Genomic DNA, 21,861 nt, shown 5'->3' with positions numbered 1-21,861 from the left:
AATAAAACTCTAATAACGATGAAAGTATTTTCTTTTCGCAATTTGTTTGCTTTTGGTATCGTGCTAGGTATGATCGTACTGGGTTTGCAGGACAGCTTAGCCCAGGGGCAGTTGTTCCCCAGTGCCAGCACCGCACAGTCCATAGAACAAGAACTAGGCATTAGCAAAGTAAGCCTCCACTATGCACGGCCCAACATGAAAGGGCGGAAAATCTTTGGCGCTTTGATACCTTACGATCAAGTATGGCGCACAGGCGCAAACAATGCCACTACGATTACCTTCCATGACGAAGTCGCCCTAGATGGGAAAAAAGTACCCGCTGGCACCTATGCCCTATTTACCATTCCACGCAAAACGGAATGGACCATTATCCTGAACAAGAACAGCAAACAATGGGGAGCATATACTTATGACGAAAAAGACGACTTGCTCCGTTTCAATGTGCCCGCTGAAAAGCTAAAGAAAGCACAGGAAACCTTCGAAATCACCTTTTCAGAGATAAGTGATAAAACGGCCAAATTAACCCTTGCTTGGGAAAAGGTAGCCGTCAGTTTTGATATCGTTGTTGATCAGGATGCCAAGATTATGGCCAATATTGCCGAGGCCATGAAAGGAGAGAAAAAACCTTATTTAGGTGCGGCACAATATTACTATAACAACAACAAAGACCTTGACCAGGCGCTGGTATGGGCTAATGAAGCCGTCAAGCAAAGCCCCAAAGCTCCACATACTTATTACTGGAAAGCATTAATTCAATTGAAGGCTGGAGACAAAGCCGGCGCCAATGCAACAGCAAGCGAAGGCAAGAAACTGGCCGAGACAGCTGGCAATAGCGAGTATGTTACGCTCAACCAACAAGTGATAGACAAAAGCAAATAAGCGATTGTCGTATCGGTCTTTCCATAACCAAGTCTATTCCCTATCTTTGCATTTGCTTATTCCTGCCCCATTGTGGTATTCACAATGGGTTCGAATGTTGGTTGGCGGCGAATAAGTTTTTGATTTTTTAATTTTGATTTTTTACTTATAAAAATGTTTGACAATCTACAGGATAAACTCGACAGAGCGTTTAAGGTACTGAAAGGTCAAGGAAATATAACGGAGATCAACGTGGCCGAGACCATGAAGGAGATCCGAAAAGCATTGCTAGACGCGGACGTAAACTATAAGACTGCCAAAGCATTTACCGACGAGGTGAAGCAAAAAGCCTTGGGTCAGGACGTACTTACCAGTATCTCTCCGGGGCAATTGCTCACCAAAATCATGAACGATGAGTTGACCACCTTAATGGGTGGATCTGCAACGGAATTGGACTTGAGCAAAAACCCTACGGTGATTCTCATTGCGGGACTTAACGGTGCTGGTAAGACTACCTTCTCCGGAAAATTGGCGAAGTACCTGAAAGAGAAAAAAGGAAAAAAACCGCTCTTGGTAGCTGGCGACATGTATCGCCCCGCCGCTGTAGACCAATTGGAAGTGCTGGCAGGGCAAGTAGACGTGCCTGTATATACCAACAGAGACTCCAAGGACCCAGTGGCCATTGCTGAAGAGGGCATAGCCTACGCCAAACAAAACGGCCAAAATGTGGTCATCGTGGATACGGCTGGCCGCTTGGCCATAGATGAGGCTCTGATGGACGAAATATCGGCGGTAAAGGAATCTACCAAACCGCAGGAAATCCTGTTTGTGGTAGACTCCATGACCGGTCAGGATGCCGTCAATACCGCCAAGGCCTTTAACGACAGGCTCGACTTTACGGGCGTAGTACTCACCAAACTGGACGGTGATACCAGAGGTGGTGCTGCACTGTCAATTAAGTCGGTAGTAAACAAGCCCATCAAATTTATCGGTACCGGAGAAAAGATGGACGCGCTGGATGTTTTCCATCCAGATCGTATGGCTTCCCGCATACTGGGTATGGGCGACGTTGTTTCCCTGGTAGAACGAGCCCAACAGCAATTTGACGAAAAAGAAGCTGCTGCCCTTCAAAAGAAAATCAGGAAGAATAAATTTGACTTTAACGATTTTCTGAGTCAGATACAGCAAATCAAGAAAATGGGCAATATGAAAGACCTTATGGGCATGATCCCAGGGGTTGGCAAGGCAATTAAGGATATCGACGTTGACGACGATGCCTTTAAGCCCATTGAGGCCATCATACAGTCCATGACTCCTTACGAAAGGGAAAATCCCGATTCGATAGATCAAAACAGGCGCTCACGCATTGCCAAAGGTTCTGGAACGGATATAGGGGAGGTAAACAAGCTGATGAAGCAATTTTCGGATATGAGAAAAATGATGAAGCAGTTTTCGAGCCCTGCCATGGCGGCCAAGATGATGCGCGGCGTGCCTCGCACGCCTTTCGGAAGGTAGGGAAAACAAATAGGCAATAGAAAAGGCAGCGTTATTCCCATAAAATGCTGCCTTTTCTATTTATTTTGAGAAGGAATAATCAACGCATGTTGTTTCTTTAGATGCATGTAAAGGCACAGAAATAGGCCCGTAGTTACCATTATGGCACTAAACGGGAATATGGATAATAGACCATAATGATTGGCCACAAATCCCACCATCGGCCCCGTAATACCCAATGAGATGTCCACAAAGAGGCCGTAAGCGGCCAAGGCAGTCCCTTTGCTAGAAAGGGAAACCAACTTCACCGCTTCTACGCCCAATGCTGGAAAAACAAGCGCAAAGCCCAATCCAGCAATGGATGCACCCAACATAGCCATATAAGTATCGCTTGCGAGCCAAAGGATCACTAAGCCCAAACTTTCCGTAGCTAGAGAATATAAGGCTACCCTAATGCCCCCAAATCGATTGATTGTGGTTCCAAAAAAAATTCTCCCCAAGATAAATGCCCCACTGAAAACCGTAAGGCAAAAAGCCGCATTGGGCCAGTGCAGCTGTGCATAATACAGGGTAATGAACGTAGATATGGTACCGAAGCCTATGCCCCCAAGTGCCAAGCAAATGCCGAAAGGGCTCACTATGCGAAGTACTTTAAAAAAGGGCTGCCTGGGAATGGTCGTTTCTATTACTTTTACGGGCTTCCCTTGGGCATACAAGTATCCATACAGGCCTACAACTATGATCAATAGTCCCAAGCTCCAATAATGGACATGAGCAGCCATCCATACGCCCAATGGTGCACCTACCGCCAGCGCTCCATAACTAGCTATGCCATTGTAAGAAATAGCCGTTGCAGTATGTCTCTCTCCCACCACCAACATAGCCCAATTGATGGGACTGGCTCCTATCATCCCCTCGGCACATCCCGTAATCAATCTCCCCAGCATGATCAGAATCAGGCTCCATACAGGAAAATCTTTCATCAGAAACGCCAAAACCAGCAAGATCCCACTTAAAACAAAAGATAACATGCTGATAGAAACGGCGCTTTTTGGCCCTCGTGTATCTATCAACCTGCCCGCATATCCACGCACCATGAAAGTCATCAGGTACTGCAAGCTAATGACCGCACCGGCAACGAAGGTGCTGAAGCCCAGGTGGACGTGTATAAATACTGGTAATACGGCCAAGGGCAGACCGATGCATAAATATCCATAAAAAGAAAGGACAACGTATTGGGCTATTTTAAGGCGAACTTTCTTATCCGATAGCTCCTCACCATCTTGTGACATGGCAAATCTTTTATTAATTGCAAGTGAATTATGAGGCCACAAATTTAGGAAAATCCCCACTAGCGTTTGTTGGTGGAATGTAAGACTTAAGCAACTATTGCATTATTGTTTCTATTGCAATGCCGGCAAACGGAGCTAACAGGAAACACAAAGCGAGCGCCTCGTCATTTTCGTTTCTTAAGCAAACTATCTTGTCGCAAACTATCTGCCGGAAAAAACCGCATTCTTTCCATAGGCTCGGCATCCAATTTCACGGCATTGGGCATGGGTACACATACTCTCCCATCCACCTGCTTCCACTTCATCTTATAGTCTGTGCTCATGGCCAATTTCTTTGACAAGATATGGGGCATGGGTATTGGTTCCGATTTCAAGCTATCGCTTTCCTGTTTTTCCTGTCCCCATACTAACGAACTACAAAAGAGTGCGGCAATTACAGCTATTCCTATGCTATAAGCAAACTTCATAAGTATAACGCTATTTCAAATGCCAATTTATGCATAAATACCTGACAGACAAATATCCTTTGTTAAATATTGTTAAATTAAAAAGGAGAACAGTCAACATACTTATTTTTGTAAGTCATGAAGAAAAGAGGTATAGAGCTCATTATAGGACTTATGCTATTTGCGCTATTGGGCGTCATTGGCATGCAATATTACTTCATACGTCAATCATACCAGCTGAAATTGCAATTATTCGACGAAACCATCAATGCCGTTCTGAACAGCGTGGTACTCAAAGCTGAAAAAAAAGAAGCGTATGATTTTGTCAACGCCCGAGAGGCCGAGAACGAAAGAAGACGAAAAGAACAGGAGTTTCGCCAACGTAGCATGGAGGAGGGATGGCGTATACGTGAGTTGCTGGACAGCATGAGAATGAAGCAACGTAAGCTGGAAACTAATTTTGCAGCGCATATCAACGAATTGAGAGAGTTGTACCCAGGAGTGGCAGAACTAGATAATTCGTTTTATGAAACTTATATACGTGATAAACGCTATAAAGGACTGGTGGACTTCGAGTTTACGAATACAACCGATGGCATTTACGATCAAAGACAATTAGTGGTCTCGGCTAAGAGGAATATCCCGAGGAAACCGGCAAAGGACGACAGCGTTCGCGTGGCGGTACTCGAAGGCAACCTCCGAAGCCTTACGATCTTTGCACTTCCGCCTAGACGGGATTCACAACTAGAGAGACAAATCCAATACCAAGAAGCATCCTTAAAGGCTCTTGAAAGACAAGCCAACGCCACCATAAACACAAATAATTTTCTGGAAAGCGTCTTAAATGAGATGGAATTTGTAAAACAGCCTTTAAAATTACGAATAGATGCCGGTTATATTGTTGCCCAACTCAACAAAGAACTAACAGAACGCAATATTCGGATTCCATATGATATTTACATCAGAGAAGTTGGCGAAGCCAACAATAATGGTTACGAAAACGTTTTGTTTGCCTCCACCTCCAGCAAAAAAATAGCATCCCCGCAACATGACCACCTCTATAATGCCGAGCTTTTTCCCAATAGCGTCAACACAGACTCGAACAGCAGCGGCAAGCTTTCTTTATACTTTCATAACAAAAACGAACAGATTCTGAGCAGCATGGGCGTGATGCTAGGTTCCTCGGCCATGCTGCTCATTGTCCTCATCGCTTGTTTTGCCTACACCATCATCACCATCATTAGGCAAAAGAAGATCTCCGAGATGAAAACAGATTTTATAAACAACATGACGCATGAGTTCAAGACACCCGTAGCGACTATCATGATAGCAAGTGAGTCCTTGAAAGACCCAGAAATATCTGCCGATAGAAACCGAGTGAATCGCTTGGCAAGTATCATCTATGATGAAAATGTACGCCTTGGCAGCCATATAGAACGCGTGCTGAACATCGCTCGCATAGATAAGGGCAACCTGAAGTTCGATATGCAGGAGGTCCCCATCAATGCCACCATACAAAATGTGGTAGATAGCATGGAACTACAGCTCAGCAAACGCCACGCAAAGCTCACGCTAGACCTCAAAGCTTCACCCGATATAGTCATCGGTGACGAGCTTCACCTTTCCAACGTGATATTTAACCTGGTAGACAATGCCATCAAATACAGTCATGATGTCCCGATCATACACATCGCGACCAGTGTGCATAACGACCAGATTTCTATAAAAGTAAAAGATAATGGAATAGGTATGAGCAAGGAACAGCAGGCCAAAATCTTCGACCAGTTCTACCGCGTATCAACGGGCAATCTACATGATGTAAAGGGATTTGGACTGGGCCTCAGCTATGTTGCCGATATTATAAAGCGTCTAAAGGGACACGTCAAAGTAAGAAGCGAAAAGGACAAAGGGTCCGAGTTTGAGGTACTGCTTCCTTTGATGCATCCCAAGGAAGATTAAACTTTTCGACCTATATTTAGTCCATGTAAATAAAGCCTAAGCAATGCGCAAGATACTATTAGCTGAAGACGACCCAAATTTGGGAGAAATATTAAAGGATTACCTAGAACTGAAGGGTAAGTTTGAGGTAAAACTATGCCAAGATGGCGAGGAAGCAATCCGAGCATTTAGTAAAGATAAGTATGATCTTTGCATTTTAGACGTGATGATGCCCAAGAAAGACGGCTTTTCCCTCGGAAAAGAGATCAGGGCAGTAAACGAGCAGATACCCATCATATTTGCCACCGCCAAGGGCATGATGGAAGATAAGGTGGAAGCATTCAACCTAGGAGGAGACGATTATATCACCAAGCCATTTCGTGTTGAAGAGCTGCTATTGCGCATAAATGCACTTCTCAAACGATCGGCCAATGCCGAAAAATCTCCCGAGGAGGACATGCCCACAAGTTTTGACTTGGGCGACTATCATTTTGATTATACCTCACAAATTATCAGGCACGGTGAGCACACGCAAAAGTTGTCTACCAAGGAAGCCGAGCTCTTGCGCATGCTCTGCCTACGCAAGAACGATGTGCTTACTAGAGAAGAAGCACTAATTAAAATTTGGCATGATGACAACTACTTTAATGGCAGAAGCATGGATGTCTTTCTAAGTAAACTGAGGAAATACCTACGCGAAGACCCGAAAGTAGAAATTGTCAATGTTCATGGCAAGGGCTATAAGCTTTTGGTCAACTAAATCAGCTCTCCCACATGCTTTTCTATATTGCTGGCGATTTTGCCCAAAGGTAAATCGTTCAAATCGGATCCAAAGGGATCCTCTATCTCTTCCGCTATGAGCTCTATGGAAGCTAATACGTAAAAAGCAAAGACTACCAATGGAACGGCAAAATACCCCAGTGAGAAGACAAAGCCGTAAGGCAATGTGAGCACGTATACGGAAATGAACTTTTTAAGAAAAGAGGTATAACTGTAAGGGATAGGTGTATTCTTGATACGTTCGCAGGCACCGCATATGTCGGCAAAAGAACGAAATTCCCCATTCAATATGATCAACTGATCGCCAGTTATCTTTTTCTCCATATAGAGCTCGTTTACGCGTTGGAACAGCATGCTGCAAACCTGATTGGGGCCGTGCTTGCTTTCATCCAAGTTAACAAATTCGGGATGATCTACCTCGTCAAGCATAAACCGAGTCTGATTGGACTGCAAATGGATTTGCAGCGTTTGTGCAAACAATGCAATGGTTTTACGGAAAAACAATCGGTTCTCACCATCCTCTTTTACCAGTATAGCGTGAAGCCTTAGCGCCAGATTACGGCTATTGTTGGTGAGTTGCCCCCATAACTTACGCCCCTCCCACCAGCGGTCATAAGCCGTATTGGTACGGAACACCAAGAGAATGGAAAGCACGAAGCCCAAGAGATTATGCATGGTAGGAATATTGCGCAACCAGCTCTGCTGAGATAATTTCAAGTACTCAATCTCGAAATAGGCTACAGCACTGGAATATACGGTCATGATAATGAGAAATGGATAGAGCTTTCTAAAGGTATCCGAACGATGAAAGGAGAATACCGAATGAATCCAATCTTTCGGGTTATATATTATCATGCGACTCTTTCCGTAAAATTTCTAACAGGAAACAAATTTGCAACTTTTTTCTCAATCACAACACGAATGCATGTCGTTTTCAATAAAAAAGTAAGGCGCTCGAAGCTATTAGCCAGGTCTCGGTTGCAATTGTGCCCGTTTGTTGCAAGATGATATTTTTTGTATATTTGTATTAAGGAGAAGAAAAAGAGAAGACGCCATTGTGCAAGGGATACTGCGGGAATGTAGACCAGTGATTGGTCATCGTAAGGAAAGATTTCCATACAACAAGCAACTGAAAAACAAGCAGATATCGAAGATATGTTTAAATGTGGAAAACTAAGCCATCCGAAAAAAGGGTTTTAACCCTAAATTAAGGGCATGTAAACTCATCGAGAACAGTTTTCCATCGAGGCGTCAACACTCTAATATATATAGTTATGGAAGAAGAATTCGAATTTGGTTACCCAGAAGATCCTAAATTTTCTGTAGAGCGATATGAGGAAATGATCCGTAACCAGGATCAATATTTTTTCGATGCACAGGCTTTTGAAGGGATCATTGACTATTACATCGAAAAGAATGATCCCATAAAGGCACTACAGGTAGTTGATTACGCCGTGAGCCAACACCCATTTGCTGCGGTCTTTTTCATCAAACAGGCACAATTATATGCGGCCACAAACCAATTCGCCAATGCCTTAGCCTCTTTGGAAAAGGCCGAGATGCTAGAGGCATCGGAAGCCGATATATACATCATTAGAGGAAGTATCCTAGGTGCGCTAGACAGGAATGAAGAGGCTTTGGACAACTTGGAGAAGGCGCTAGAATTGGCAGAGAACAGCGATGAGATCTATTTTCAGATGGCCATGCTCTTCCAAAATAAGGGAGAATACGAAACGGCCGTCAGCTATCTTAAACAATGCCTCAGCCTGAACATGGAAAATCAAGAAGCGCTCTATGAGTTGGCTTTTTGCTACGATGTATTGGATAAACAGCAGGAAAGCATTAATTTCTATTTACAGTATATCGATAGCGAGCCCTATTCCTATGCTGCATGGTACAATCTAGGGAATTCATACCATAAGCAAGGTGATTTTGGCAAAGCCATCGATGCTTATGACTATGCCATATTGATAAAGGAGAACTTTGCATCGGCCTACTTCAACAAGGGCAATGCTTTGGTCAACCTTGATAGATATTCCGAAGCGATAGAAGTATATAAGGAAACTTTTGAGTACGAGCCTCCTGGAGCGGAAACCTACTGTGCCATAGGCGAATGCTACGAAAAGCTGGAGCAAATGGACGAGGCGCGCTCTTATTATAAGAAGGCCGTGAAGCTCGATCCCAAACTGAGCGATGGCTGGTTTGGAATAGGCGTTACGTTGGATTACGAAGAACGATATTTCGAGTCTTTGCACTTCTATAAGAAGGCTCTTGAAATAGATGATCATAATCCCGACTATTGGTTCGCGGTGGCTGATGCGCGCTACAAACTAAAGCAAATAAAAGAGGCCGAACTGGCCTATGAGAAGGTCGTGGAACTGAATCCCACCGACGTTGAGGCTTGGCTAGACTATTCGTCCATATTATACGAGCAAGGCAAAAACGAACAGGCAATAGAAGTGATAGCAGATGCCATTAAGCACAATATAGAAGCTGCTGAACTCTATTATCGCATGGTCGCTTTTCTTTTTGCATCGGGCAAATATACAGATGCACTAAGCACCTTGGAGCAAGCGCTGGATTTAGATGCGGAAAAACACCACATTTTGTTCGAGTATCTTCCTCAGCTTCAAGACAACAAGATAATTATGGAGATTATAAAAAAACACAGCACATAAGCTAAATTCTCTCTAACAGAAAAAGGCAGAAAAGACGAAAACACATCTTTCTGCCTTTTTTGTTATCTAAAAGGAAATGAACCCGATAGGGCCAACAAAGCGTACTTGGTTCATTATATTTTTTTTGTGACCTTTGTAGCCCTATAAATTTTTACGCTAGTTTGCTCATGACTTCTGAAGAACTTTCTGCAAAAACACCCGCAACAAAGACTGAAAAAAAATACGGCCTCATAGGATATCCTCTGAAACATTCTTTTTCAAAAAAGTATTTTACGGAAAAATTTGAAAAGCTGGGATATACCAATTATGTGTATGAGCTATACCCACTGCCCAATATCAGTGATCTGCCCGACCTGCTCAAAGCCAACCCAGAACTCTGTGGCCTCAATGTAACCATACCACACAAAATAGGCGTCATGTTTTACCTTGACACTATTTCTCCAGAAGCAAAAGCAGTAGATGCCGTCAATTGCATCAAAATCATAAAGGCTAATCCCCTACAGAATTTCTTCTGTGGAGAAATTTCTATGAACAAGGTCCGTTTGGAAGGCTATAATACGGATGTGTATGGATTTGAAGAATCCCTGAAACCATTATTAAAAAGCCATCACAAAAAGGCATTGGTATTGGGCAATGGTGGTGCCGCCCGCGCGGTATTCTACGTCCTGAAGAACCTCAATATTGACTATGACGTGGTTTCCAGACGTGCTAATGCAAAGCAGTATTCCTACGAGCAATTGGATGAGAAAATCATGAAGGAGCACACCCTTATCATCAACACCACTCCCTTGGGCACTTTCCCAAATGTAGACGATGCTCCGGACATTCCCTATGAATTTATTGGTTCGGGACACTTGCTGTACGACTTGGTTTATAACCCCTCCGAAACCACCTTTCTAAGAAAGGGCAAGGAGCGGGGAGCTACCATCAAGAACGGGCTGGAAATGCTGCATTTGCAAGCCGAAAAAAACTGGCAAATCTGGAACGAATAACACCCTCATGGCTAGGCTATCCCAAAAACATCTGATCTATCTGTGGTTGCCATTAAGCCTAATAGCTTGCAATCCGAGCGAGTACAGTCCCAAACCAAGGGCTTACCACCGCCTGTACCTTCCCCAAAAACAATATGGGGAATACGACAATGGCTCCTGTCCCTTTCAGTTTGTCTACCCCACTTATGCCACCATTCAGCAGGACTCTTCACATTTGTCAAAACCATGCTGGATAAACATCCTATTCAAGGGTTTCAATGCCAGCTTACATCTAAGCTACTATCCTTTGAAAAATTCTGCTCAACTTGACGAATTGACGGAAGATGCCCACACATTTGCCTTCAAGCACACGGTAAAAGCTTCCTATATTGACGAAACACTCATAAATTATCCTGAAAAGAACGTGTATGGCATCTTCTACACGATAGGGGGTAACACCGCATCCTCGGCACAATTTTTCGTCACCGACAGCACGAAGCATTACTTAAGGGCTGCCCTATATTTCAACGAAAAACCCAAAATTGACTCCCTACAACCTGCCTTAGATTACTTGGTAGATGACATGAATATCATGATTCAAAGCTTGGAATGGAATTGACACGCTGGCCTATTGTATTTTTTTCGCTTGCAGAGCCTGCAATATCGTGGCCAAGCACATGACCGAAAGACAGCCCAACAAGTTGAGCCACAAAAAGGTCATTATTTCATACTTCCAACATATTACCACAATGAGCTCACTGATTATAGCAGCCACAAAAGTAGCAGAGCCCCCCACTTTTTTAAGGTAAAAAGCAACCATGAAGATGCCCAAAATCGTTCCATAGAATAAAGAGCCTAAAATGTTTACAGCTTCCAAAAGATTGCCCAGTCTCTGAGCAAACAGAGCTACTCCTATACAAAACAGCCCCCAGCCCAATGTCATCCAACGAGACAAACTTAAATCTAAACGATCGTTCACTTTTCTACTTACCAATCGCTTATATATATCCACTACTGACGTAGAAGCCAATGCATTGAGTCCACTTGCCGTAGCTCCCATACTTGCCAGAAACACGATAGCTATGAGTAATCCTACTAAGCCCTTAGGCATCTTTTGGGTAACAAAGTGGAGAAAAATATAGTTGTTGTCATTCGTATCTGCACGAGCATTGCCCACCTTCATTAACTGATGGAGCTGCTCTTGTATCTCCCCATTTTTGTCTCCAAACTCATGCAGTCTTTCCCTAGCAACGTTGATGGCCTCCTCGTCGTTTCTATCCAGCGCTACACTTAATTCGCTCACCACTTTCTCCTTTTCCGCGAACAATGCCTCATGTTCTGAATGAAGGGACAGCAATTCCTCGCGATAGGGACCCCTTTCCAACTCCTCCAGAGCTTGGCCATTGAAAAACAAGGGTGGAGCATGGTACTGATAATATACGAACACCAGTAGGCCAATCAGTAGAATAAAGAACTGCATAGGCACCTTTAGTAGACCGTTCATTAACAGGCCAAGGCGACTATCCCTTATAGAAGATCCCGTAAGATACCTACCCACCTGGCTCTGGTCCGTACCAAAGTAAGACAACTGTAGAAACAGCCCTCCAATGAGGCCACTCCATACCGTGTACTGATTGTTCCAATCGAAAGAGAAGTCTATCGCTTTTGCCTTGCCCGACTTACCCGCAATATGGATAGCCTTTATTAGCCCCACGTCTTTCGGTAGTAGATACACCACCGTAACTCCCGCCAATAAGAGGCCTATGAAAATAATGGACATCTGCAACAATTGAGTATGTGATACCGCCTTGGTGCCACCATACATCGTATAGCAAATAACTAACACGCCAATTGCTACTGTGGTATACTGGATATCCAGATGTAAGATTGAAGAAAGTATGACGGCAGGCGCGTAAATAGTGATACCTGTAGAAACGCCTCTTTGGATAAGGAAAAGTATAGCCGTGATCGCTCTTGTTTTTAGGTCAAATCGTTTTTCCAGAAACTCATATGCCGTAAAAACGCGGAGCCTATGGAACATAGGCACAAAGGTGATGCTGAGGACTATCATGGCTAGTGGTAAGCCAAAATAAAACTGAGCAAACCCCATACCTGAGGTGTAGGCTAGCCCAGGAGCCGAAAGGAAGGTAATGGCACTGGCCTGAGTAGCCATGACGGAAAAACAGACATGATACCAAGGCAAGGACTTGTCGCCCAACAGATAGCCATCAATATTACGGCTACCCCTGCTGCGGTAGATGCCGTAGCAAATGATGCCCAACAGTGTAAAAACCAGAACGCACCAATCTGCCCCGCTCATTCAAAATACTTTGTGAACAGGTAGAATAAAAAGATCAATATACATAGCCAAACAAGCACTACTACATAGAATTGCCGCCAGCTATGTATAAATGGAGGGAGCCCCTTATGACTAGGAGAGGGCTTTCTCATCACCGCGTCCTCTTACCAAAGCCTTGAGGAAGACAACTGCAAAAACCAGCCCAGCGACCGCTCCGATAACGGCGCTCAATAGGCTTCCACTGCAATATAACGCGGTTAGTGCCCCAAAGACCAAACCTAAAAGGTAGTAATACTTATCGTAGGAGGGATTAGATGAAATATTTGACATGATAATTTAATTTATTATTAAAAATTTGGTTTACTATTCCGTTTTCTTTGCCAGCAAATTTACAAATAATCTGTATGCTCCCGGCACTCCCGCTGGCAATTGTCTGAAAAAAGACAAGGAAGTATATACATATTTACCTTTACCGTATGGCGCCACCAATAAGGAACCGCTCAATGGAGCTTCTCCCTTATCGTTCATTATTAAAGGTTGTTCATAGCGTTTATCCACATTCCCCGCAAAATAAAGCCCCCTTTCTTGTATCCACCCATCAAAATCTGCTGCTATTATGGCATTTGGATAGTGGAGTACTTGGCTATCGGCCTTTGCAAAACCAACCACCGCATCTTCTTCGGTTACTCTATTGCGAGACAAGGAGAAGGGATAAGGCCCCAGCTGTTCCAGCTTGAGCCCATTATTTACGTTGTATTGCTCTACCAAGGTTCCACCTTGCTCTACGTAGGCAAGCAGCTTAGGCTGCATATAGCGCATCCGGTCGTTTACGTTATAAAGCCTCACTCCGGTCACAATTGCATCATAGACCGACAGATCGGTATACAACACATCATTTTCTGAAAGCAAATCTACCCGAAGGCCAATTTCTCGTAGTGCCTGCGGAACAAGGTCGCCCGCTCCCATCAGATAACCTATTCGTTGCGCAGACACTCCAGTGATTACTTGGCTCAATCGCACCTTGGTTGTCGGAAACCACGTCACCATAGGAATATGGTCGTACCTAATAGCATGGTATGCCTTTAGCGTATCGCCGTTGAAACTAAATGCCAGCGAATCAGTCAGGCTGGTTGATGATGGTGGAAACAATTTAAAGCTAACATTTTCTTCATCGTCCTCCTCCAATAGATCGAGCTCTATACTTGCTGGCTCGCTATGCCAGCCCTGCGGCAGTACAGGCTGCAACATGCCTTTCACTTTGTCCTTATGTGCCTTAAGCGAGAGCACTATATCTCTATCTCCTTGATTTCCAAACACCAGAGCCCGCTGGCTAGCATTGCCACTTATCTCGGGACTTACCACTAGAGGTTGATATACCTCACCACGTACTGGATCTGTATATTTATAAAAGATAAATTTTTTGTATTCCAGTTCTATGCCATTTACCTTTAAAACGGTTGTTACATGGGGCAAGTCACCGCTTTCCGGAAGCCCTAGGTCTTGCAGTCGCTTCACTGTAAAGGCTCCCAAGCTATGCCCATTTTCCAACCAATAGGGCTGGGTCGTGCTTTTGGGTATAAAACTACTTTCTATGCGGGTATTCTTGTTGTATTCCAATTTAACTGACTGCCGCTCACCATTTATACTCACGATCTCTACATCCACATCGGGCTGTTGCAATACAAAGTCATTGTACACAAGCCCATTCTCTCCCACCGCAATTTTCGGCCTTGGCGAGTCTGCTTCGAAAAACAAGCCGGCACAAGACAATAGCAATTCCTTGGCTTCTTCGGTCTTTTCCACAACCCAGTACGATTGGGGCATTTCTTTCAGCTGCGCAATCAACTGCGCCAAGATACCAACCGACTTTTGGGGCGCATGGATATCATAGCTGTCAATGGCTTCCTTAATGGTCTGTTGCACGGCCCCACTTCCCTCCACTCGTTGCCAAGAAGTAGTCACCCCATCCATTAGCGATGTTTTGGGAGCATCCCCCGCCAACAACTCGAAATATTCCGAAGCGGCACCACGGTATACCGTAGACCCAAAACCCTGACTTTTGTGCCAATTGCGGCTTTTGGCCGCCAGTTCGCCGTAGGATGTACCTAACAAGGCGTTGAAGTGTCCGATATCTACCTTAAACTGATCGGGACGAATGGTATTTGCACTACCAAAATTGAATGTATTCCAAAGAAGTCGCTTGGCCTGCCAAGGTTCCGTATATTTTAGCTGCTCCGGAAAACGATTCGGGTCCGCGGCTGCTACAAAGGCCTCTTGGGCTATTAGAGAAGATGCTTGATGATGACCATGCCCTGCTCGTTCGTCACCAGGAAATCGGGTAATGATGATATCAGGTCGAAATTTTCGGATTACCCATACGGCGTTGGCCAGAATTTTCTCCTTGCCCCATATCTCAAAGGTCTCGTCGAACGTTTTTGAAAAACCAAAATCGTTGGCGGTAGAGAAGAATTGCTCGCCTCCGTCTGTACGCCGCGCCGCAAGCAACTCCTGTGTTCTGATTAGCCCGAGTTCCTCTCCTTGTTCGCTACCTATCAAATTTTGTCCTCCATCTCCCCTAGTAAGCGAAAGATATCCCGTACGGTATAACTGCTCTTTGGAAAGCCAGGCAATCAATCGGGTGTTCTCGTCATCTGGATGGGCAGCAAAATACAGTACACTGCCCAACACATTGAGCTTCTCAAATCCCCTTGCTATCTCAGCAGCATTTTGCTGCACCGCCATCTGTGCTTTCGCCTTATCTGGAATGATAAAGCAATAAAAGAAGTAAATAAGTAGGTAGGTATAACTTCTCATGGTACCCCAAATATTAGATCAGTGGTTGTTGCTTCAAAAAATCCACCAACTTCGCAACCGCGATAGACCGATGGCTCATGCTGTTTTTCTCTTCTTGGCTCATTTCTGCAAATGTACGCTCATGGCCATTAGGAATAAATATAGGGTCATAACCAAAACCGCCAACACCATGCCTTGCTTCCCTGATATGTCCCTGTATGGTTCCTTCAAAAAAATGGTCCTTCCCTTTGAAGTGGAGGCATATGACCGTACGGAATCGCGCCTTTCTATTCTCATTATTTTTCAGGCGTGTCAAAAGGAGGTCGATGTTTGCCTCCATATCACGCGTTCCTGAATAACGCGCAGAAAAAACACCAGGTTCTTGCCCAAGCGCCTCCACTTCCAATCCCGAATCATCGGCAAAACAGTCCATGTCATAATTGACTGCGACATAATCACTTTTTTGTTTAGCATTTTCGGCAAACGTAAGTCCCGTTTCGGGGATATCCACATTGCACCCTATATCGTCCAAGCTTTTGACTGATGCTTTGTCTCCAAGCATCGATTGGATTTCCTTCAATTTGTGGACATTGTTGCTGGCAAAAACCAGTTCCATTCTTTCAGACATAATATGTTTAGATTCAATTTCCCGTCACATATTTCAAAACAAACCTTTCAGCTGCTTCCAAAAATATTTCTTTTTATCCATATCGCTCAACATTTCGTTAAACGAATAGGAAAACAAGATTTTTGTCGTGGCAATCTCGGTAACTGTATTCAATTCCATTTGTGGCAATCCGTCCAATAAGGAATTCGCACCTAGCAATACCAGTTTCGTCATCAGTAGTTCCTGCCTCAGCAGTGCAAGAGACACCTCACCTTGTGCTTGATGTTTGTTGAAAAGAGCAATATCGTCCAAGCCAAGGCCAAGTGCACGTATTGTCTTTTCAAATGCGTCAAAACAGGCGGGACTCATATAGTCATGTCCGTCCTCTTCCACTACGAATACTATCCCTTGCCTATTCTTTCCCAAATATGACAGGGGCTGTGTTGGTTCTATTTCAGCAGGGTGATCATACTGCACCGAATCCTCAAAACCATAAATGGTTTCTGACATGAGGTAGTGTAGCACGATAGGATTGTCAGTATGTAAGTTCGACATGGAACCAAACTTAAGCAAATTTGATTTGATATACAATCATCTTATGATTCCTCTGTTCCAAGCTGGCGTGAAATACCACTTACCACGCTGTAGCAACCAAATAAAATGCAGCCCCCCAAAGGTTCCTATAACAGAGCCGGCCATCAAGTCGACGACGAAATGCTGCGATAAGTATACTCTGGAAAACGCCACGAGGACAGCCACGAAGAAGGTGATACACTGCGCGATATTGCCCTTCCAAATACAACTCAAGCAAATAGCCAAAGAAAACACACATGTGGTATGTCCAGAGGGAAAACTCAGCGAGTTTTCTAAGGTGTAATGGTCAATCGTATAGATACTCTGTTTAATCTCCTGAAAATAGACATAAGGCCTGGGGGCCTGTACGATAACCTTCAGTACCTGTGTATATAATCCAGTATACAGCATGCTACCGACTAACTGCACTGCATACTTGAACCGGATAAACAAACAGATACATGCAACGAAGGCAGTAAAGGGCCAATCCCCCATCCATGTGATTATTTTAAATATTTCATTGGCCATAGGATGATGAAAGTGGTTGACCGAAAGAAACATGGTAGCTTGGGACAGGTTTAACGAAAAAAAAGCCAAAAGCCCCAACGCGAACATCAACAAAAAAACAAACCATTTCTGGCTCATTACCAATTGAAGAAAAGTAACAGGTTGTGTTTTTTCCATAATGTGAATAACAAAGGTATCCCGAAGAAATATGGCCACAAATATAAAACAGGTGGCGACCGTCAATGTTAAAATTAGTTAAAATAAAATTGATCAGCACTAAAACACCGAGCGCCATACCATAAATTGGATTTATTCTGATACTTTTGCAGTTGGAATAGGAGAAAGAGGCTGTCTCCATTAATTATAAGTATAAGAATGAAAAAGCAATTTGGCTTAACAATCTCTTTTATCTTTCTGTGCGCTTTTATGGCATCTGCACAACAGACACAAGTAGTAGATAAAGTAATAGCCCAAGTAGGAAGTAGCATCATACTCAAATCGGAAGTAGATATGCAATATGCTCAATATCTTTCCGAGGGGAATCCGGCAGAACCCAATGTGAAATGTTTTATTTTGGAACGCCTGCTCACCAACAAACTGCTATCGCAACAAGCGGCAATAGATTCAATATCGGCTACTGACGATGAAGTGGATGACAACATCAATAACCGCCTGCGCTACATGACGCAGAGAGCGGGCGGGCAGGAGCGCCTCGAGCAGTTTCTTAACCGATCTTTGCTTCAGTACAAGGAAGAGATGCGCAGCGATGTAAAAGAGCAGCTCATAGCGCAGAAAATGCAGCAAAAAATTACCGAGAAAACAGATGTAACCCCTGCCGAGGTAAAGCGCTTTTTCGAAAGTATTCCTAAGGATAGTCTTCCTAACTACAATACAGAAGTGGAACTGGGTGAATTGGTTGTTTACCCTACTCTCACAAAGGAAGAAAAACAGCCCTTTTACGACAGGGCGGAGTCTATACGCCTCGGCATAAAGGCCGGCGATGATTTCGGCACCATGGCACGGCTTTACTCACAAGACAGAGGATCCGCACCTAGCGGAGGCGAATTGGGCTTCATGAGCCGTGGCGATTTTGTGAAAGAGTTTTCTGCCGTAGCATTCAAATTAAAGCCAGGGGAAATATCCCAGGTTTTTGAAACGCAATTTGGCTACCATTTCTTGCAAGTGCTGGAGCGAAGAGGTGAGCAAGTAAGGGCCAGGCACATACTCATAAGCATCAAGCCCAATCAAGCCTCTATGGATAGGGCCAAGGCGCATATCGATAGCATATACCAGAAGGTGATCGATAAGCAAGTTCCTTTCTCCACGGCTGCGTCGCTTTATTCCGATGAAGACCAGCAGACCAAATTCAACGGTGGTATGATGATAAATATGGAAGGGATGACCAGAAGCAGCTTTATTCCGGTAGACAGGCTCGATGCTGCTGATTTTGCTGCTATAGACACCCTGAAGGAAGGCGGAATATCCAAACCATTTGAATTTAGGGATCCACAGACGGAAAAAGCGGGATACCGCTTCCTCTACTTAAAATCGCGTATCCCTCCTCATAAAGCTTCCTTAGAGCAAGACTATCCCAAAATACAGACGCTTGCCAAAGAAGACAAGCTTGACCGGACGGTAAGTAATTGGTTTGAGAGACGTAGGAAGTCGACATTTATTCGTATAGATCAGGAATATGCCTCGTGTAATGAGCTCAAAGAGTGGTCCAATATCTCTTCTGCCAAGCACGCCGAAGGCGATGACAACAAATTGAACGCAAGCAATTAATTAATCAGATCTTGATATCTTTCTTTCTGCAGCGACAGAAAAACATTAAATAAAAAAGGGAAGGGGCCTCACCAAATGGTGAGGCCCCTTCCCTTTTTTATAGCTTTATTTCCTCTCCTTTACCGTTGATGAAGTGGAACTCGTTCATAAAATACGAACTCATAGCTTTGACTTTTATCCATTTGCCATAGGTGAAAAACCACCTCATGCGTCTGGATATCCATCCTTTCTTTATGTATGCCTCAATATATGGATGCACACATAAGGTAATATTTTTTTCATTCTGCTCATTGAGCACATAGCTGAGATTGCTCTCAATGTCGTCCATCAGTACGATACTAGCCCTAATTTCGCCAGTGCCTCCACATGCTGGACATTTTTCGTTTGTAACGACGGTCATTTCTGGCCGCACACGTTGTCGGGTGATCTGTACCAGTCCAAACTTGCTAGGTGGCAGAATGGTATGTTTGGCCCTATCATTGGCCATGCATTCTTTCAAGTAGTCGTGCAGCTCCTTTCTGTTGTTTGGCTTATGCATGTCGATAAAGTCTATAACAACAATACCTCCCATGTCACGCAGTCGGAGCTGTCGAGCGATTTCCTTAGCGGCTTCTTTATTCACCTGAAGCGCGTTTTCCTCTTGGTTTTCTTTATTAGCGGTACGGTTTCCGCTATTCACGTCTATTACGTGCAGTGCTTCCGTATGTTCTATTACCAGATAAGCACCGCCCGGTAAATTGACTGTTTTACCAAAACCTGATTTGATTTGTTTTTCTACACCGAAGTGTTCAAAAATAGGCTCTTTCTGTTTATAGAGCCTGACTATCTTTTCGAGATCGGGTGATATTTCCTGGACGTAAGAGCGGGTTTCTTCATATATCAGCGGGTCGTTGATATATATGTGGCTAAATTCATCGGTAAGAATATCGCGCAATATGGTGGAAGTTCTATCCATCTCTCCCAAGATCATCTTGGAAGGCTCCACCACGGCCAAACGTTTCATAAATGATTCCCATTTGGCTATTAGGTCACGAAGATCCTTTTCCAACTCAGCAACGCCCTTACCCTCCGATACTGTCCTGATGATAACACCGAAATTAGGAGGTTTTATGCCCTCCACAATTTTCTTTAAACGGTTCCTCTCTGTATTGCTTTTTATTTTTTTTGAGATGGATACCGTATCGGAAAAAGGAACTAAAACGGCAAAGCGACCGGCTATAGACAAATCGGAACTAAGCCTTGGCCCTTTGGTAGAGATCGGCTCCTTGGCTATCTGCACGGGCAACATCATGTTGCGCGACAATATCTCGGAGATTTTCCCTGCCTTATTGATGTCGTTTTCTAGTCTGAAACCATTTAGCAGCTTATCTTTGTAGCTGCCATTCTTTACTATTTTTGTTAGCTTGATGAGCGACTGCACCTGTGGACCTAAATCCAAATAGTGCAGAAACGCATCTTTCGAGTACCCAACATCTACAAAAGCAGCATTAAGCCCCGGCATGATCTTTTTGATCCGGCCTAGATAAATATCTCCTACAGAGTAATTGTTATTTATCTGCTCTTTGTTGAGTTCTACAAGTTGCTTATCTTGAAGTAAAGCTATGGTTACACCTTTCTCCGGGCTCGAATCTACAATTAATTCCTTTACCAACAGCTACTTCATTATGGAAGTATGCTTAGTGCCTATACATCCTAGATACAAAGTTTTACACAGGTAAGCTTACCTGTCTTTGTCTTCTTAAACTTACAAAAATCGTCGATAGATTTTCAAAGAACGCGAGGAAGTAAATGCATTAGAGCGAAACTTCCCGTTAAACCATAAGATTATCTTAGAAAAAACAGGATTATTTTTTCTTGTGCCTGTTCTTTCTCAAACGTTTCTTACGCTTATGAGTAGCCATCTTGTGTCTTTTTCTTTTTTTTCCGCTTGGCATAATTAAAATGATTTAAATGTTTTTAATTTATTACTTATTTACTTAATTCTTCGATTTTTCTATCTACAAACTGCGATAAACTGGGATCAGCCGCCAATTCCTTGCTTTTTTCGTAAGCCGCAATAGCGTCCTTTTTCATCCCAATATTCTCGTAACTACTTGCCAGATAGAAATAAGCTTCTGGGCTAGGTTCTATCGCAATCACCGTTTTAAAACGATCAACAGCACGATCGAACTGCCGCGATGTCATGGAAAATATCCCTAACTGCATGTTTGCCTTTAGGTTCTTGGGATCTTTCCCTACCACTTCCCGAAGCAAGGCAATACCAGCCATAGGTGCTCCACCACCATTTACCATAGCACTACCAACACCAGTTTTTGCATCCAAACTGTTTTCGTCCAATGCTAAGGCAGCTTGATAGGCTTCCAGTGCATGCCTGTTGAGTACAGACGCTACCGTCGTATCTTGGATATTGGAATAGGCTTCCGAAAAAGCATCACCCGCTTTCAGCCAATTGCTGTAGCTAGGTTCTTCCTTGGCAATATCCTCGTAAACAAAGCCCAGCGGAGCATTTTGATTTACATCATCCCATTTGCCGGCCAATTGCCGGAGCAGGCTCAGCCTTTCTTCTCCCTTGGCATCTTGCAGCTTGTCTTCCAGATCGCTTATTTGCTTCGACAAAGAGGCATTCAATCCTTGCTTGGCTACCTGAGAAACAGCCGCCAAGTCCACCAAAGGCTGGCCAGCCTGCTCTTGCGCCGTATGTTCAGCTTCTTGCTTCTTGATTAAACCCTTTATAGGTTGAGCCATTAGCACTCCTACGAGAACTACGGTCAAAGAAACTACTATAATTTGCTTGATCTTATGCTTATGCATTACATTACGGCTTGAATAAATCTAATATG

18 protein-coding genes are annotated in these 21,861 nt (G+C 43.8%); 8 read left to right on the top strand and 10 right to left on the bottom strand.

What is annotated here, in order from left to right; all coding sequences use genetic code 11:
• Positions 1 to 18: 18 nt before the first annotated feature.
• Positions 19 to 879: a DUF2911 domain-containing protein gene (locus A37S_RS0107645; RefSeq protein ID WP_211229738.1), complete on the top strand. Its 861-nt coding sequence runs from the start codon at positions 19 to 21 to the stop codon at positions 877 to 879.
• A gap of 153 nt (positions 880 to 1,032) precedes the next feature.
• A complete protein-coding gene (gene ffh / locus A37S_RS0107640; protein WP_028296487.1) occupies positions 1,033 to 2,373 on the top strand; it encodes a signal recognition particle protein in 1,341 nt (446 codons plus the stop codon).
• Between the two features lie 56 nt (positions 2,374 to 2,429).
• Here ffh and A37S_RS0107635 read toward each other — a convergent pair whose 3' ends face one another.
• The gene (locus tag A37S_RS0107635) at positions 2,430 to 3,644 is read right to left on the bottom strand and encodes an MFS transporter (RefSeq protein WP_028296486.1); all 1,215 of its coding nucleotides are present in this window, start codon (positions 3,642 to 3,644) and stop codon (positions 2,430 to 2,432) included.
• Between the two features lie 164 nt (positions 3,645 to 3,808).
• Positions 3,809 to 4,111 (bottom strand): hypothetical protein, encoded by a 303-nt coding sequence (locus tag A37S_RS0107630; protein WP_028296485.1) that lies wholly within the window; start codon positions 4,109 to 4,111, stop codon positions 3,809 to 3,811.
• Between the two features lie 117 nt (positions 4,112 to 4,228).
• Here A37S_RS0107630 and A37S_RS0107625 point away from each other — a divergent pair, with 117 nt between their 5' ends.
• Positions 4,229 to 6,049: a sensor histidine kinase gene (locus A37S_RS0107625; RefSeq protein WP_028296484.1), complete on the top strand. Its 1,821-nt coding sequence runs from the start codon at positions 4,229 to 4,231 to the stop codon at positions 6,047 to 6,049.
• A 43-nt stretch (positions 6,050 to 6,092) separates the two neighbouring features.
• A complete protein-coding gene (locus A37S_RS0107620; protein WP_028296483.1) occupies positions 6,093 to 6,788 on the top strand; it encodes a response regulator transcription factor in 696 nt (231 codons plus the stop codon).
• Here the strand turns inward: A37S_RS0107620 and A37S_RS0107615 are convergent.
• Complete coding sequence (locus A37S_RS0107615; protein ID WP_028296482.1) at positions 6,785 to 7,663, bottom strand: bestrophin family protein; 879 nt, start codon at positions 7,661 to 7,663, stop codon at positions 6,785 to 6,787. The genes A37S_RS0107620 and A37S_RS0107615 overlap by 4 nt on opposite strands.
• A gap of 419 nt (positions 7,664 to 8,082) precedes the next feature.
• Here A37S_RS0107615 and A37S_RS0107605 point away from each other — a divergent pair, with 419 nt between their 5' ends.
• The 3 genes from A37S_RS0107605 (at position 8,083) to gldD (ending at position 11,076) form a co-directional block, all read left to right on the top strand.
• A complete protein-coding gene (locus tag A37S_RS0107605; protein WP_028296480.1) occupies positions 8,083 to 9,486 on the top strand; it encodes a tetratricopeptide repeat protein in 1,404 nt (467 codons plus the stop codon).
• A gap of 167 nt (positions 9,487 to 9,653) precedes the next feature.
• Complete coding sequence (locus A37S_RS0107600; RefSeq protein ID WP_051292808.1) at positions 9,654 to 10,478, top strand: shikimate dehydrogenase family protein; 825 nt, start codon at positions 9,654 to 9,656, stop codon at positions 10,476 to 10,478.
• A 7-nt stretch (positions 10,479 to 10,485) separates the two neighbouring features.
• Positions 10,486 to 11,076, top strand: a complete 591-nt coding sequence (gene gldD, locus A37S_RS0107595; protein WP_028296478.1) for a gliding motility lipoprotein GldD — start codon at positions 10,486 to 10,488, stop codon at positions 11,074 to 11,076.
• Between the two features lie 9 nt (positions 11,077 to 11,085).
• Here gldD and A37S_RS0107590 read toward each other — a convergent pair whose 3' ends face one another.
• The 5 genes from A37S_RS0107590 to A37S_RS0107565 form a co-directional block, all read right to left on the bottom strand.
• A complete protein-coding gene (locus A37S_RS0107590; RefSeq protein ID WP_028296477.1) occupies positions 11,086 to 12,777 on the bottom strand; it encodes a sodium:solute symporter family protein in 1,692 nt (563 codons plus the stop codon).
• A 342-nt stretch (positions 12,778 to 13,119) separates the two neighbouring features.
• The gene (locus A37S_RS0107580) at positions 13,120 to 15,570 is read right to left on the bottom strand and encodes a PIG-L family deacetylase (protein WP_028296475.1); all 2,451 of its coding nucleotides are present in this window, start codon (positions 15,568 to 15,570) and stop codon (positions 13,120 to 13,122) included.
• A 13-nt stretch (positions 15,571 to 15,583) separates the two neighbouring features.
• Positions 15,584 to 16,177 carry a non-canonical purine NTP diphosphatase gene (locus tag A37S_RS0107575; protein ID WP_211229737.1) on the bottom strand — a complete coding sequence of 198 codons (594 nt, stop codon included), beginning with the start codon at positions 16,175 to 16,177 and terminating at the stop codon, positions 15,584 to 15,586.
• A gap of 33 nt (positions 16,178 to 16,210) precedes the next feature.
• Entirely contained in the window at positions 16,211 to 16,711 is a 501-nt protein-coding gene (locus A37S_RS0107570) for a hypothetical protein (RefSeq protein WP_157278498.1), read from the bottom strand.
• Positions 16,712 to 16,747: 36 nt separating this feature from the next.
• The gene (locus A37S_RS0107565) at positions 16,748 to 17,413 is read right to left on the bottom strand and encodes a phosphatase PAP2 family protein (RefSeq protein ID WP_028296472.1); all 666 of its coding nucleotides are present in this window, start codon (positions 17,411 to 17,413) and stop codon (positions 16,748 to 16,750) included.
• Between the two features lie 198 nt (positions 17,414 to 17,611).
• Here A37S_RS0107565 and A37S_RS0107560 point away from each other — a divergent pair, with 198 nt between their 5' ends.
• Positions 17,612 to 19,021 carry a peptidylprolyl isomerase gene (locus tag A37S_RS0107560; protein ID WP_028296471.1) on the top strand — a complete coding sequence of 470 codons (1,410 nt, stop codon included), beginning with the start codon at positions 17,612 to 17,614 and terminating at the stop codon, positions 19,019 to 19,021.
• A 97-nt stretch (positions 19,022 to 19,118) separates the two neighbouring features.
• Here A37S_RS0107560 and A37S_RS0107555 read toward each other — a convergent pair whose 3' ends face one another.
• Entirely contained in the window at positions 19,119 to 20,672 is a 1,554-nt protein-coding gene (locus A37S_RS0107555) for an Rne/Rng family ribonuclease (protein WP_028296470.1), read from the bottom strand.
• A gap of 317 nt (positions 20,673 to 20,989) precedes the next feature.
• Complete coding sequence (locus A37S_RS0107550; RefSeq protein ID WP_036601688.1) at positions 20,990 to 21,832, bottom strand: tetratricopeptide repeat protein; 843 nt, start codon at positions 21,830 to 21,832, stop codon at positions 20,990 to 20,992.
• Positions 21,833 to 21,861: the final 29 nt, after the last annotated feature.

This window comes from Olivibacter sitiensis DSM 17696 (assembly GCF_000427965.1).
Taxonomy (GTDB): domain Bacteria; phylum Bacteroidota; class Bacteroidia; order Sphingobacteriales; family Sphingobacteriaceae; genus Olivibacter; species Olivibacter sitiensis.
This window is presented reverse-complemented; position numbering and strand designations above follow the sequence as displayed.

What these genes read in the sequence shown, in the direction of transcription:
- A37S_RS0107645 (WP_211229738.1), top strand. Translation starts at nt 19, where the DNA reads ATGAAAGTATTTTCTTTTCGCAATTTGTTTGCTTTTGGTATCGTGCTA.
- ffh (WP_028296487.1), top strand. Translation starts at nt 1,033, where the DNA reads ATGTTTGACAATCTACAGGATAAACTCGACAGAGCGTTTAAGGTACTG.
- A37S_RS0107635 (WP_028296486.1), bottom strand. Translation starts at nt 3,644, where the DNA reads ATGTCACAAGATGGTGAGGAGCTATCGGATAAGAAAGTTCGCCTTAAA.
- A37S_RS0107630 (WP_028296485.1), bottom strand. Translation starts at nt 4,111, where the DNA reads ATGAAGTTTGCTTATAGCATAGGAATAGCTGTAATTGCCGCACTCTTT.
- A37S_RS0107625 (WP_028296484.1), top strand. Translation starts at nt 4,229, where the DNA reads ATGAAGAAAAGAGGTATAGAGCTCATTATAGGACTTATGCTATTTGCG.
- A37S_RS0107620 (WP_028296483.1), top strand. Translation starts at nt 6,093, where the DNA reads ATGCGCAAGATACTATTAGCTGAAGACGACCCAAATTTGGGAGAAATA.
- A37S_RS0107615 (WP_028296482.1), bottom strand. Translation starts at nt 7,663, where the DNA reads ATGATAATATATAACCCGAAAGATTGGATTCATTCGGTATTCTCCTTT.
- A37S_RS0107605 (WP_028296480.1), top strand. Translation starts at nt 8,083, where the DNA reads ATGGAAGAAGAATTCGAATTTGGTTACCCAGAAGATCCTAAATTTTCT.
- A37S_RS0107600 (WP_051292808.1), top strand. Translation starts at nt 9,654, where the DNA reads ATGACTTCTGAAGAACTTTCTGCAAAAACACCCGCAACAAAGACTGAA.
- gldD (WP_028296478.1), top strand. Translation starts at nt 10,486, where the DNA reads ATGGCTAGGCTATCCCAAAAACATCTGATCTATCTGTGGTTGCCATTA.
- A37S_RS0107590 (WP_028296477.1), bottom strand. Translation starts at nt 12,777, where the DNA reads ATGAGCGGGGCAGATTGGTGCGTTCTGGTTTTTACACTGTTGGGCATC.
- A37S_RS0107580 (WP_028296475.1), bottom strand. Translation starts at nt 15,570, where the DNA reads ATGAGAAGTTATACCTACCTACTTATTTACTTCTTTTATTGCTTTATC.
- A37S_RS0107575 (WP_211229737.1), bottom strand. Translation starts at nt 16,177, where the DNA reads ATGTCTGAAAGAATGGAACTGGTTTTTGCCAGCAACAATGTCCACAAA.
- A37S_RS0107570 (WP_157278498.1), bottom strand. Translation starts at nt 16,711, where the DNA reads ATGTCGAACTTACATACTGACAATCCTATCGTGCTACACTACCTCATG.
- A37S_RS0107565 (WP_028296472.1), bottom strand. Translation starts at nt 17,413, where the DNA reads ATGGAAAAAACACAACCTGTTACTTTTCTTCAATTGGTAATGAGCCAG.
- A37S_RS0107560 (WP_028296471.1), top strand. Translation starts at nt 17,612, where the DNA reads ATGAAAAAGCAATTTGGCTTAACAATCTCTTTTATCTTTCTGTGCGCT.
- A37S_RS0107550 (WP_036601688.1), bottom strand. Translation starts at nt 21,832, where the DNA reads ATGCATAAGCATAAGATCAAGCAAATTATAGTAGTTTCTTTGACCGTA.